This is a genomic window from Conyzicola nivalis (genome assembly GCF_040548875.1).
Classification (GTDB): Bacteria; Actinomycetota; Actinomycetes; order Actinomycetales; family Microbacteriaceae; genus Conyzicola; species Conyzicola nivalis_A.
In genome coordinates this window covers 675,493-688,762 of sequence record NZ_JBEPSJ010000002.1, presented here as the reverse complement: position 1 = coordinate 688,762, position 13,270 = coordinate 675,493, and the positions used below count along the sequence as shown (strand labels likewise).

Below are 13,270 nucleotides of genomic sequence, written 5' to 3'. Positions count from 1 at the left end.
GCGGCGGGAGTTTCGCGTCAGGTTCGTGAGCGCACCCGGGTCGCGGCGGCAGGGTGATTGCGACGCGGCGGGGATGGCTCGGCCGCGCACACCGCGATGCTGCGAGGTGACGCAATGCAGGTGGGGCTGGATGAATCGACGGACTCACTCGACGACCAGGCGGTCTCCACCGGGAGCCTGCCCGACGAGGAGCGGGTTCAGCACCTGCTCGACACCGCCCACGGGCGCTACCGCGGCCTCGACGAGGGCGTGGTCGCCGACTACATCCCCGAACTCGGCATCGCCGACCCCGGCCTGTTCGGTCTCGCCGTCGCCGGGGTCGGCGGCAGGGTGTTCGTAGCGGGCGACTCGTCGCACGAGATCTCGATCCAGTCGATCTCCAAGGCGTTCGTCTTCGCTCTGGTCTGCGACGCCATCGGCCACGACGAGGTGTGGCGCACGGTCGGGGTCAACAACACCGGCCTGCCGTTCAACTCCGTCATGGCGCTCGAGCTCAACGGCGGCAGCCCGATGAACCCGATGGTCAACGCGGGAGCGCTCGCCACCACGGCGCTGGCACCCGGAGCGACGTCGGCCGCCAAATGGAAGTTCGTGCACGACGGCCTCTCGCGCTTCGCCGGCCGGGTGCTCGAACTCGACATCGCCGTCTACGAGTCCGAGGCGGCGAACAACCAGCGCAACCAGGCCATAGCCCGGCTGCTGCAGAGCTACGGCCGGATGGCGTTCGACCCCCTTCAGACGACGGATGTCTACACGAAGCAGTGCTCGCTGCTGGTCAGCACGCGCGACCTCGCGGTGATGGCCGCCACCCTCGCCGACGGCGGCGTGAACCCGGTGACCGGCGAGCGGGTGGTGAGCGCGGCCACCAGCAGGGACACTCTCGCCGTCATGGCGACGACAGGCCTCTACGAGATGTCGGGCGACTGGCTCTACGAGATCGGCATGCCCGGCAAGAGCGGCGTCTCGGGGGGCATCATCACCGTCTCGCCCGGCAAGGGAGGGATGGCCACCTTCTCGCCTCGGCTCGATCCGGCAGGCAACAGCGTGCGCGGGCAGAGCGCCACCCGTTACCTCTCCCGGGCCCTGGGGCTCAACCTCTTCGCGTCGCAGCCGGAGCCGACAGCCGGCTCGCGCACCACAACGGAAGGAAGCACCTCATGACCACAGCAGCCACCCCGGCTACGGAGGCCTCGGCGGTGAAGGCGTCGTGGTCGCCGATGATCGCCCTGGCCCTGGCGCAGGTGCTGATGTCGTTCAACGTGTCTGCCCTGCCGGTGTCGATGGGAGGGATGGTCGATGAGTTCGACGTTCCGCCGACGACGATCAGCACTGCCATCGTCACCTACGGGCTCGTCGTCGCCGCGCTCGTGATGACCGGCTCGAAGGTCGGCCAGAAGTTCGGGTGGGTGCTGGTGTTCCGTATCGTCATCGTGGTCTTCGCGGCGGCCATGACCCTGATGACCTTCGCCCCGAACGCCGGCTTCATGATCGCGGCACAGGCGCTGGCGGGAGCGGCGGCCGCGATCATCGTCCCGTCGCTCGTGGCGCTCATCGCCGAGAACTACAAGGGGGCGCAGCAAGCGACGGCCATCGGCTCCCTCGGTTCGGCGCGCGCAGCGTCCGGAATCTCCGCCTTCCTGATCGGCGGCCTCCTCGGCACCTTCGTCGGCTGGCGCCCCGTCTTCGGGATCCTCGTCGTGCTCGCGATCGTCGTGTTCATCCTGAGCTTCCGGCTGCGTTCCGACTCCGCGAACTCGTCGGTGAAGATCGACCTCGTCGGGGCGGCGCTGATCGGCATCGCGATCATGCTGATCACGGTCGGGTTCAACAACCTCAACGGCTGGGGCGTGCTCACCGCAGAGCCGGGTGCCCCGTTCAGCGTCTTCGGGCTCTCGCCCGCCCTGTTCTCGGTGGTGATCGGCGTCATCGCCGGGCAGGCCTTCTTCATGTGGACCCGCCGGCGAGCGAGACGGGGCGAGACACCCCTGCTGGCGCTCGAGGTCGTCGAGTCGAAACCCGAGCGGGCCGCGGTCTTCGCGCTGTTCGTGATCGTCGGGCTCGAGGCATCCATCAACTTCACGATCCCCCTCTACATCCAGATCGTGCAGGGCCGCACCCCGCTCGACACGTCGCTCGCGATGATGCCGTTCAACCTCACCGTCTTCTTCTCCGCGCTGCTGATCACCCGCTTCTACAGCCGGTTCAGCGCACGCCGCATCGCCCAGTTCGCGTTCGTGCTGTCGACGCTCGCCTTGGTCTGGCTGTCGTTCGTGGTGTCGAACAACTGGGAGACGCTGCCGACGATCCTCGGCCTCGTGCTGTTCGGCATCGGCCAGGGCGCCCTCGTGACCCTGCTGTTCAACGTGCTCGTCACCTCGTCGCCGAAGGAGCTCGCGGGCGACGTCGGATCGCTGCGCGGCACCACCCAGAACCTCGCCTCGGCGGTCGGCACGGCGCTCGCCGGGGCGATGCTCGTCGCGCTCCTCAGCATCGGGGTGGCGCAGGGCGTCGCGGCCTCCGACAACCTGCCCGAGTCGCTGCAGTCGCAGGTCGACCTCAACAGCATCAACTTCGTCAGCAACGACAACCTCCGTGCCACCCTCGAGCGCACCGACGCGACGCCCGAGCAGGTCGACGAGGCCGTGGCGCTCAACTCCGACGCGCGATTGCGGTCGCTGCGGCTGGGACTGCTCGTGCTCGCCTCGCTCTGCGCCCTCGCCATCCTGCCGGCGAGCATGCTGCCCGGCTACAAACGCGAGGAGATCCCCGACCCGTCGCCCGTGCGGAAGTAGGACGATCGAGATGGACAGGCTGGCGACCGCACGGCTGTTCAACTCCGGCCCTTTCCGATTCGGCTTCGTCACGACGCTCGGGGTGCTGCTCGCCCTGGTGCTCGGCGCAGCCATCGGCAGCATCGGCTACGCCCTCACCCTCATCTTCTTCTCGCTGTTCGTGAGCCTCGGGCTCTACCCCGTCGTGCTGAAGTTCGAGTCCCGCGGTCTATCCCGCACGGCGTCGGTGCTCATCGTGATGGTGTGCTTCCTCATCGTCGTCGCGTTGCTGGTGTGGATGATCGTTCCTGTCATCTTCGAACAGGGCGGGCAGCTGGTGAAGTACCTGCCTAACGGCATCGACCAGATAGAGCATCAGGACTGGTTCATCTCGTTCAACGACTTCTTCGGCGGGTCTCTGCTGCCGTTCGTCGCCACCCTCCAGGCTGCGGCGGCCGATCCCGCCGTCTGGCTCGCCGTGAGCGGCGGCGCGCTGAGGGTCGGCGCCGGCATCCTCAACGGAACCTTCGGGGTGCTCTTCGTCGTCGCGCTCACCCTCTACTTCCTCGGCAGCATCGAGAGCATGAAGGCCGGTCTGTACTCGCTCGTGCCGGCGTCGCGCAAGGCGCGTTTCGCCGAGCTCGCGGAGGAGATCTTCGACTCCGTCGGCAAGTACCTCACCGGCATGTTCCTGTTGGCGGTGCTCAATGCGTGTTTCACCTTCGTGCTGCTCACCGTGATGGGTGTCAGGTACGCCGCGATCCTCGCCGCCTTCGCCCTGCCGATCACCTTCATTCCGGTGGTCGGCAGCCTGATCAGCACCGCGCTCGTCACGTTCGTCTCGCTGTTCACCTCCCCGCAGACCGCGCTCGTCGTGCTGATCGTGATGCTGGTCTACCTGCAGGTCGAGGCCTACGTGCTCACCCCGCGGATCGTGGGCAAGGCCATCCGCATTCCGGGCTCGCTCGTACTGATCGGGGCCATGGTCGGGGCCTCCCTCCTCGGGCTGCTCGGCGCGCTCGTGGCCTGCCCCATCTCGGCGTCGATCCTCCTGATCGTCAAGAAGGTCGTCGTCCCCAGCCAGGCCGCGCGCTAGCGGATGGAGCAGGTAGAGATCGTCGCCGTGGTGCTGCTCGCGGCGCACGTGGTCATCGGACTCGTCGCTACGGTGCTGATCTCGGCGAATCGCTCGCCGTCCGCGGCCGTAGCGTGGGTGCTCGCCATCATCTTCATCCCGTTTCTCGGCGCCCTGTGGTTTCTGCTGGTCGGCGTCGGACGGCTGCCCAAGTCGCGGCGCGACAAGCAGCGCGACGTGAACCGGGCGATCCTCGACCGCACCGAGGGGCTGAACCGGGTGGGGCACAGGGAGGAGTGGCCGGAGGGGCTCGCGTCGGCTGTTCGCATGAACGTCGAGCTGGGGGCGCTGCCGATGGTGGGCGGCAATTCCGCCGAACTGCTCGACGACTACGAGGGCAGCTTCGCCCGCATGGTGCGCGACATCGACACGGCGGTCGACCACGTGCACGTCGAGTTCTACATCCTCGTCAAGGACCACTCCACCGCGCCGTTCTTCGACTCCCTCGCCCGGGCGACGGGCAGGGGAGTGTCGGTGCGGGTGCTCTCCGACCACGTCTCCGGGCTGATGTTTCCCAACCGGGCAGAGACCCGCAGGTCGTTCGAGTCGATGGGCGCCGAGTGGCATCCGATGCTGCCGTTGCGGCCGCTGCGCGGGCAGTGGCAGCGGCCCGACCTGCGCAACCACCGCAAACTCGTCGTGGTCGACGGCCGCGTCGGGTTCACCGGCTCGCAGAACCTCATCGACTCGACCTACCTCAAGACGAAGAACGTGCAGCGCGGTCTGCACTGGCGCGAGCTCATGGTTCGCATCGAGGGGCCGGCGGTGCGCGAGCTCGATGCGGTGTTCGTCACCGACTGGTTCAGCGAGACCGACGAACTGCTCGAGCTCGACACCACGCCGGTGGTCTTCGACACGTCGAGCCTGCTGCTCGACGCCCAGGTCGTTCCGAGCGGCCCGAGCTTCGAGAACGACAACAACCTCAAGCTCTTCGTGTACCTGCTTCACGGGGCGCAGCGCCGCATCAGCATCACCAGCCCCTACTTCGTTCCCGACGAGTCCACGATGCTCGCCATCGTCACCGCGGCGGCACGCGGCGTCGAGGTGGAGCTCTTCGTCTCGGCGGTCGGCGACCAGGCGCTCGTGCACCACGCCCAACGCTCCTACTACGAGGCGTTGCTGCGCGCCGGTGTGCGCGTCTACCTCTACCGTTCGCCCACGGTGCTGCACTCGAAGCACTTCTCCGTCGACGGTGACGTCGCGGTGGTCGGCTCGAGCAACATGGACATCCGCTCGTTCAGCCTCAACATGGAGGTCTCGTTGCTCGTGCACGGCCGTGACTTCGTCGACGAACTGCGCCGGGTGGAAGACGCCTACCGGGCCGACAGCGACGAGCTGACGCTCGACAAGTGGATGCGACGGTCTGTGGGAGCCAAGGTCGGTGACAGTCTCGCCCGGCTCACGTCGTCGTTGCAGTAAGCACTCCTTGGCTATCGGCCCGAACAGTGGCAGGCTGTCGAACAACGGGATTTCTTCATGATCGACGACGGACCGCGCCGGGGCGTCTCGTCCGTTTCTGAGATGTTCGGGGGCTGGGATGGTCGCGTGGGAGCCGCTCGCCGTCGCGACGATGCGCCACGTTCTCGATCAGGCCTACGGCCGCATCGACCTGCCAGACACGGCGCTCGCTCAGATGGCGCAGCACTTTCTCGCCCCGGCGGAGAGCGAGCTCAGGTTCGCGGCCGAGCGGCGCCTGCTCGGCGAGACGGCCCTCGTCACCATGACCCATTCGGCGCTGAGGGTGGTCGGCCCGGAGGCCCCGGATTCGCGAGAGCTTGTGCACATCGCCTTCGTGCTGCGCGGCACCGTCACCATCACGCCGAAGGGCGGCGATGTGGTCGCGCTCGGCCCGGGCGGATCGTGCGTCGTCAGCGACTGGAGTGCCGTCCACCTGGAGTGCTCCGAGACCGTTCGCGGATTCCACATACTGCTGAAGTCGGGTCGGCTGGCCGACCGGGGGGTGCACGTAAGGGCGACGCGGTTCACCGCCGACATCGGGCGATCACTGCGTGCACCGTTGCGTGGATTCGCCCTGTCGGTCGCCGATGCATCGTGGAACGCGTCGACCGTGGGCGAACTGGTCGCCGAACGCACGATCGAGGACCTGGTCGTGGGGATGTTCCTCGAGGCAGACGGGCACTCCATGGACGGCGAGGATCTGCGCGCCGGACTCCGGGGCAGGGCGCTCGTCGAGATCGCCGCCAACCACCGCGACCCGCGTCTGACTCCGGCCGTCGTCGCGGCCCGCCTGAGCGTCTCCCTGCGGCATCTGCAGCGCGCATTCGAGCACGCCGACCAGTCGGTGGCACACGCCATCGCGCGCCGCCGCGCCGAGTCTGCAGCACTGATGCTCGTCTCTCCGATGGCATCGGGGCACACCATGCAGCAGATCGCGTACGACTGCGGCTTCAGTTCGGCGTTCGAACTGCGCGCCGCGTTTCGCGAGCACTACGCCATGCTGCCGTCGGAGTACCGGAACGACGCGAGAACGCCGGCCCTCGCCCTCGGACGCGGGTAGCGGGCCAGTCCCGGACTGCACGATCGGCCCACTCGCACGAGGTCTTTTGTTTCTGCTCGCGCGTGGATAGCCTCGTCCCATGTCAGACGCCCCGGAACTCGCCGACGGTACCTACGAGTATCACGAGAAGACCTACCGCGTCGAGGAGGAGGAGCCGGAGAGGTGGTTCGTCTACGACGGCGAACGACACCTCGGCGACATCGAGCACACGGCCGATCCGGCGGGCCGGGATGCGCCGCTCTACGTCTGCCACGCCGTGGAGGGCGCCGATCGCGCCGAGACGGAGCCGATGGTGGGATGGCGCGTGGCGCTCGAGTACCTCATCGACCACTCGCGCTGACGCCCTCTCGATAAACTGAGGGAATGCCCGTGTCACCCACGCCAGACAGCCACCTCGACGATGCGGTCGAGGCGTTCCAGGGTGTGCGACGCCAGCTGTTCGGCGTGGCCTACCGCATGCTCGGCAGCGTCTCGGAGGCGGAGGACATCGTGCAGGAGGCATGGTTGCGCTGGCAGACCACCGACCGCTCCGTCGTGCGCAACCCCGCCGCGTTCCTGATGACCACGACCGCGCGCCTCGCGATCACAGCGGCGACCACGGCACGCGCCCGGCACGAGGTGTACGTCGGACCATGGCTGCCCGAGCCGGTGGTCACGGCCGACGATCCCGCCCTGGGCGCCGAGAGCGCCGAGTCTCTGGGGGTGGCCGTGATGCTGATGATGGAACGCCTGTCGCCCACCGAGCGCGCGGTCTATGTTCTGCGTGAGGCCTTCGAGTACCCGTTCGCGCAGATCGCCGAGGTTCTGGAGACCAGCGAGGCGAACGCGCGGCAGCTCGGCCGCCGCGCACGCCTGCACATGGCAGAGGAAGACCGACACGAGCCGGTGTCCGGCGCCGACCACGACCAGCTGCTCCAGGCCCTGCTCGCGGCGGTGCGTCTGGGCGACGTCGAGTCGCTCGAGGCCGTACTGGCCGAGAACGTCGTCTCGATCTCCGACGGCGGCGGCGTGGTCTCGGCGAGCCGCAGACCGGTCGAGGGCCGCGACCACGTGGCCCGCTTCCTGGGCGGAGTGCTCAGGAAGGCGAAGCCCGGCTTCGACATCTCCGTGGTCTCGCTCAACGGCCGTTCCGGCGTGCTGATCTCCTACGGCGACGAGCCGTCGGTCGCGATCTCGATCGACGGCTCGACCGCCGGGATCGAGAACATCTACGTCGTCGCCAACCCGCACAAGCTCGAGAGGCTGCGCCCCGGGCACTGAGACTCAGCCGGGCGGAGGCGCATCGAGTTCGCGCGGCGTCACCGGAGCGACGCGGTCTTCGAAGAAAAGACGAGACAGCCGCACCCGGAGGCGCTGCGACCTCGACAGCCGGCCACGGGCATCCGGTCGAAGCCGTAACGGCGCCTGTTGCTCGAAGTCGACGAGCCGCCACCGTTCGTACTCCCCGAGCGGCTTGTGCACCTCGATGTACTCGCCCCCGGGCAGCCGGACGATGCGCCCGGTCTCGAAGCCGTGCAGCACGAGCTCGCGATCCTTGCGCTGCAGCGCAATCGCCACCCTGCGGGCCACCACGAAGCCGACCACCGGACCGATCAGGAGCATCGCCTGGTAGAAGTGGATGAGGCTCTCGACGGAGACGCGGAAGTGCGTCGCGGCGACGTCGGCGCTCGCCGCGGCCCACAGGGTGGCGTAGAACAGAACACCCGCGACCCCGATGGCGGTGCGCACCGGAGCGTTGCGCGGCCGGTCGAGGATGTTGTGCTCACGCTTGTCTCCCGTGATCCACTCCTCGACGAACGGGTAGACGAGCACGAGCAGCATGAAGAGTCCGATGACCGCGAGCGGGGCCAGCACGGCGAGCGTCAAGGTACGGCCGAACAGCACGACCTCCCAGCCGGGCGGCACGAGGCGCAGCGCCCCGTCGAGGAAACCCGTGTACCAGTCGGGCTGGCTGCCCGCGGACGCGTCGCCGGGAGACGACGGCCCGTAGTTCCAGATCGGGTTGATCGTGACCGTGGCCGAGATGAGCATCACCACCGCGAAGACGATGAAGAACAGCCCGCCGGTCTTGAGCGCGTAGCCCGGCAGCACCGGTACGCCCACGACGTTGTCGTTGGTGCGACCTGGGGCGGCGAACTGCGCCGGCTTCTGCGAGACGACCAGCACGATGTAGAGAACGACCAGCGCCAGGATCAGCAGGGGCACGATGATCGCGTGCAGCGGATAGAACGTGGCGATGATCGTGCTCGGAAACTCGCCGCCGAACACCAGGAACGACAACCAGGTGCCCACCACGGGAATGCCGAGGACGACCCCGTGCACGATGCGCAGCCCGCTGCCGGAGAGCATGTCGTCGGGCAGCGCATAGCCCGTCAAGCCCGCGACGAGGCCCAGCACGAACACCGAGAACACGACCACCCAGTTCAGGCGCCGCGGCCTGCGGAACCCGCCGGTGAAGAACATGCTCAGCAGGTGCACGCCGAGCGCCGCCAGCAGCAGCAGCGACGCCCAGTGGTGTGCCTGCCTGATGAGCAACCCGCCGCGAACCTCGAACGAGACGTGAAGTGTCGAGTCGAGCGCCCGCGACATCTCGACGCCCTGCAGCGGCACGTATGCCCCGTCGTATCTCACCAGGGTGTTCGACGGGTCGTAGAAGAACGTCAGGAAGATGCCGGTGACGAAGACGACGACGAGACTGTACAGCGCAACCTCGCCGAACATCGACGACCAGTGGCTCGGTGCGGCCCGATGCCGCAGCCCGTCAGCCACGCGCGCGGCGCGCGACCCGGTCAGGGCGGCCGCGGCACGCTCGGTCAGCGGGGTTCTCATCGCCGTGCGCCGACCTGCTCGAACGCGTCCCGCGGGTGCTGCGTCTGCTCGAGCGAGACGATGTCGCGGCCGAGCACGAAGGAGAGGATCCACGCCGCGAGCACACGCACCTTGCGCTCCCACGTCGGAACCGCGAGTACGTGATAGCCGCGGTGCATGACCCACGCGATGAAGCCCTTCACCACGAACGGCCCCGACTGGAAGACTCCCGTGTACAGCCCGAGCGTGGCGACCACACCGAGGTTGGCGTGCACGTAGTCTCGGGGCGCCTCTCCGCGGAGGCTCGCCGCGAGGTTCTTCGCGAGTCGCTTCCCCTGCCGCACGGCGTGCTGCGCGTTGGGCACGGTGGTCGAGCGGGCGGCGTTGCGACTCACGTCGGGCACCGCGGCGTTGTCGCCGGCTCCCCACGCGTCGACCACGATCTCGCCCGCGTCCCGCACCCGCAGGTCGGCGCCCACGAGCAGTCGGCCGCGGTCGTCGACCGGGAGGTCGGTGTGCCTCGCCACGACCGGGTTGGCCGCGGTCCCCGCTGTCCAGACGATGAGGTCGGAGTCGAACTCCTCGCCCGTCGACAGCACCACGTGACCGTCGAGCGCCGACACCAGCTGGGTGTTCAGGTGCACACGACCGCCGCGGTCTTCGAGGGAGTCGACGACCCAGCGGCCGGTCTTCTCCGACACTTCGGGAAGGATGCGACCCTGGGCCTCGACGAGCCTGAAGTCGAGCTCGTCGAAGCTGAGCTCGGGGTACGAGTCGAGCAGGGCGCTGGCGAGCGAGAGCAGTTCGCCGAAGCCTTCGACGCCGGCGAACCCGCCCCCGACGAAGGTGGCGGTGAGCAGTCTCCGCCGTTCCGGCCCGGGTTCGAGCGCCGCGGCTCGGTCGAAGTTGGCGAGCAGCCGGTCGCGCACCGCCACGGCCTCCTCGATCGTCTTCAAGCCGATGGCCTCGCTCTGCACTCCCGGTATCGGGAAGGTGCGCGTGACGGCGCCCGCAGTGACCACGACGAGGTCGTAGTCCAGGTCGTAGTCGTCGCCGACAGCCGGCTGCACCGTCACGGTCTTGCGCGCGTGATCGATGCGGGTGACTCTCGCGCTCAGCAGTTCGGTGCGGTGCAGGTGGCGGCGCAACGACACGAGCGCGTGCCGCGGCTCGACCGAGCCGGCCATCACCTCGGGCAGGAACGGCTGGTAGGTCATGTAGGGCAGCGGGTCGATCACCACGACCTCCGCCTCCCCGCGACGCAGTCGCTTCTCGAGGTTCCAGGCCGTATAGAAGCCGGCATAGCCGCCGCCGACAATCACAATTCTTCGCATTGTCTTCCTCCCGACCCCTGTGCCCTGTTCTTCAGTACCTCGCTTCATCGGGAGCCACCACGTCGTCGTTCGCCGTTCGGGGAGCACTTCGAGGGTCACTAGTTAAGACCGGACGGCGCGGCGATTCGTGACGACCCAGTGAACCTTTTGCGCCTTGCCGGACAATACAGACATGAGCACGAACACGACCGACGCCGAATACTGGCGTCTCGCGCTCACCGGCGACGGCGAAGGGTTCGCCACGATCTTCGACCGACACCAGCACAGGGTGTTCCGCCACAGTCTCGCTCTCGTGCCGTCGCTCGACGACGCGAAGGACGTCGTGGCGGTCACCTTCCTGGAGGCGTGGCGCAAACGGGCGACGGTGCGCTTCGTCGACGACTCGCTGCTCCCCTGGCTGCTCGTCACCGCCACGCATGCCGCCCAGAACATCTCGCGCGCCGCGAGACGCTACCGCGACCTGATCGAGCGGGTTCCGCCCGCCCAGGACGTGCCGGATCCCGCCGAGGGGCTCGACGACGGTCCGGCGCTGGGCGCGCTGCGCACCCTGTCGCACGGCCATCGCCTGGTGGTGACACTGTGCATCATCGAGGGACTGCCGGTCGCGGATGCCGCTCGGGTGCTGCGCATCCCGGTCGGCACCGTGAAGTCACGCCTGCACTTCGCCAAGCGGGCGCTCGCCGACCGTCTCGAAGGAACACGGCCCGGCACGCCACTGACCGAAGCACTGGAAGGGAACGCGAGATGACCGAACCGAAGCTGGAGCCCGCGCAGCTGCTCGCTACGCGGGGGATTCTCGTCGCCGCCGTCGAAGCCGAGCTCAAGCCCCGCCGCACCGTGCGCCGTGTCGGCATCGGCGCCCTCGCCCTCGGCGCGATCGCGGCAGTGGTGGCCGCGGTGGTCGCGCTCCCCCCGTCGGCCGGTCCCGCCGATCCCTCGGCGGAGGCGTCGACCATGCTGCGCACGGCGGCGAAGGCCGCCAACGATCCGACCGTCGCAGACGGCCAGTTCCTCAAGCTCGCGACGACGGCGGCGTTCCTGGCGACCACGTCACTCGACGGGCGGCCCGAGTCGACCATCGGGTACCTCGACGCACGGGTGCGGGAGACCTTCATCCCCGCAGACGACGGCGCCCGACCCATCGAGATGACGACGTATGTCGAACCCACCGTGTTCTTCGGCGCCGGGGCCGAGGCGTTCGCCGCCCGGGACCGCAAGCGCGCGGCCGAAGCCGCGACCGACGCGCCACGCGTGGTGGTCGCCGAGCCCGATGCGACGCGTCCCGTCGAAGACCTGTCGCTGATGCCGCGCGACCCCCGGGCCCTGCTCGACTACCTGGTCGACTTCCGCTATCAGGCGGGGTCGAGCGACGAGAACGTCTTCGCCCACGTCGTCGATCTGCTGCGCAGCGGAACCGTGAAGTCGGACCTGCGCGCCGCGCTCTACGAGGCGCTCGCGCTGATGCCGTCGGTGGTCATCACCGAGCAGCAGACGACGCTCGACGATCGGCGCGGAACGGCCATCGGCCTGGCGACGGCAGACGGAGCCAGCCGCCAGGAGATCATCGTCGACCCGGCAACGGGAGAATTCATCGGAGTGCGCATCGTGTCAGTGAACGGAGTCGGGGAGATCCCCGCAGGCACCACCCTCGAGTACACGGCGCTCACCGCCTCGGTCGTCGACCGGGTGGCGCGATGACGCCCGCGAGAACGGTGGCGGCGGCCTCGGCGCTCACCCTGCTCGTCGCGCTCACCGGGTGCACCGCCGCGGCCCCCGATCTCGCGCCACCCGCGACTGAACCGACGCAGGCGCCGTCGCCCGCGCCGACCGTCGCACCGTATGCCGGCGAGTTCGAAGCACTCGAGACCGAATTCGACGCACGCCTCGGCGTCTACGCGATCGACACGGCGACAGGCGCCGAGGTGTCGTTCCGAGCCGACGAGAGGTTCGCATACGCCTCCACGTTCAAGGCCCTCGCGGCGGCGGCGGTGCTGCAGAAGAACACCGCAGCCGGGATGCAGCGGGTCGTCACCTTCACGAGCGACGACCTCATCACCTACTCGCCCGTCACCGAGCTGAGGATCGACAGCGGGATGACCCTGATCGAGATCGCGGACGCCGCCGTGCGCTTCAGCGACAACACGGCCGGAAACCTGCTGCTCGACGAGCTCGGCGGACCGGGCGGATTCGACGCCGCGCTTGCCGCGATCGGCGACGACACGACGCGCGCGGAACGGTGGGAGGCCGGGCTGAACGACGCCGTGCCGGGAGACCCCCGCGACACGACCAGCCCTCGCGCCTTCGCGACCGACCTCAGGGAGTTCGCACTCGGCGACGCGATGAGCGCCGACAAGCAGGCGGTCCTGATCGAGATGCTCAAAGCGAATACCACGGGCGCGAATCTCATCAGGGCCGGCGTCCCCGCCGACTGGGTAGTCGGCGACAAGACCGGCAGCGGGGGGTATGGCGTGCGCAACGACATCGCGATCGTCTGGCCGCCCGGCCGCGAGCCGATCGTGATGGCGATCATGTCGACCCGCGACTCGCCGGGAGCCGAACGCTACGACGCGCTGATCGCACGAGCCGCGACGGCCGTCGTCACCGCCCTGGGCTAGACCCGCCCGAGGCATCCGCCCCACCCCGTCCCACCCGCCGCGGCCCCGCCGCGTGCCTTCACGCGCCCCGCCGGCGCGCACCCCCGACC

General features: G+C 68.7%; 12 protein-coding genes. 10 read left to right on the top strand and 2 right to left on the bottom strand.

The annotated features are described in order from the left end of the window. The first annotated feature begins 114 nt into the window (after positions 1-114). The 7 genes from glsA (at position 115) to ABIE21_RS11995 (ending at position 7,684) form a co-directional block, all read left to right on the top strand. Positions 115-1,161 carry a glutaminase A gene (glsA, locus tag ABIE21_RS12025; RefSeq protein WP_354025047.1) on the top strand — a complete coding sequence of 349 codons (1,047 nt, stop codon included), beginning with the start codon at positions 115-117 and terminating at the stop codon, positions 1,159-1,161. Beyond that, complete coding sequence (locus ABIE21_RS12020; RefSeq protein WP_354025046.1) at positions 1,158-2,792, top strand: MFS transporter; 1,635 nt, start codon at positions 1,158-1,160, stop codon at positions 2,790-2,792. The genes glsA and ABIE21_RS12020 overlap by 4 nt, the downstream gene beginning before the upstream one ends. Positions 2,793-2,802: 10 nt before the next feature. After that, the gene (locus ABIE21_RS12015; protein WP_354025045.1) at positions 2,803-3,867 is read left to right on the top strand and encodes an AI-2E family transporter; all 1,065 of its coding nucleotides are present in this window, start codon (positions 2,803-2,805) and stop codon (positions 3,865-3,867) included. Between the two features lie 3 nt (positions 3,868-3,870). Then, the gene (cls, locus tag ABIE21_RS12010) at positions 3,871-5,325 is read left to right on the top strand and encodes a cardiolipin synthase (protein WP_354025044.1); all 1,455 of its coding nucleotides are present in this window, start codon (positions 3,871-3,873) and stop codon (positions 5,323-5,325) included. 118 nt (positions 5,326-5,443) lie between these two features. Next, entirely contained in the window at positions 5,444-6,424 is a 981-nt protein-coding gene (locus tag ABIE21_RS12005) for an AraC family transcriptional regulator (RefSeq protein WP_354025043.1), read from the top strand. 79 nt (positions 6,425-6,503) lie between these two features. Beyond that, a complete protein-coding gene (locus ABIE21_RS12000) occupies positions 6,504-6,764 on the top strand; it encodes a hypothetical protein (protein WP_354025042.1) in 261 nt (86 codons plus the stop codon). Positions 6,765-6,787: 23 nt separating this feature from the next. Continuing rightward, positions 6,788-7,684 carry an RNA polymerase sigma-70 factor gene (locus tag ABIE21_RS11995; protein WP_354025041.1) on the top strand — a complete coding sequence of 299 codons (897 nt, stop codon included), beginning with the start codon at positions 6,788-6,790 and terminating at the stop codon, positions 7,682-7,684. A 3-nt stretch (positions 7,685-7,687) separates the two neighbouring features. Here ABIE21_RS11995 and qcrB read toward each other — a convergent pair whose 3' ends face one another. Further along, complete coding sequence (qcrB, locus tag ABIE21_RS11990; protein WP_354025040.1) at positions 7,688-9,253, bottom strand: cytochrome bc1 complex cytochrome b subunit; 1,566 nt, start codon at positions 9,251-9,253, stop codon at positions 7,688-7,690. Next, positions 9,250-10,566 (bottom strand): NAD(P)/FAD-dependent oxidoreductase, encoded by a 1,317-nt coding sequence (locus tag ABIE21_RS11985; RefSeq protein WP_354025039.1) that lies wholly within the window; start codon positions 10,564-10,566, stop codon positions 9,250-9,252. The genes qcrB and ABIE21_RS11985 overlap by 4 nt, the downstream gene beginning before the upstream one ends. Positions 10,567-10,738: 172 nt before the next feature. Here ABIE21_RS11985 and ABIE21_RS11980 point away from each other — a divergent pair, with 172 nt between their 5' ends. From ABIE21_RS11980 to bla, 3 genes are read left to right on the top strand one after another with little or no spacing between them, the layout of a single operon-like run. Continuing rightward, positions 10,739-11,314, top strand: coding sequence for an RNA polymerase sigma factor (locus ABIE21_RS11980; protein WP_354025038.1), 576 nt, complete (start codon positions 10,739-10,741; stop codon positions 11,312-11,314). Beyond that, positions 11,311-12,264, top strand: a complete 954-nt coding sequence (locus ABIE21_RS11975) for a CU044_5270 family protein (protein ID WP_354025037.1) — start codon at positions 11,311-11,313, stop codon at positions 12,262-12,264. The genes ABIE21_RS11980 and ABIE21_RS11975 overlap by 4 nt, the downstream gene beginning before the upstream one ends. After that, the gene (gene bla, locus ABIE21_RS11970; RefSeq protein WP_354025036.1) at positions 12,261-13,181 is read left to right on the top strand and encodes a class A beta-lactamase; all 921 of its coding nucleotides are present in this window, start codon (positions 12,261-12,263) and stop codon (positions 13,179-13,181) included. The genes ABIE21_RS11975 and bla overlap by 4 nt, the downstream gene beginning before the upstream one ends. Positions 13,182-13,270: the final 89 nt, after the last annotated feature.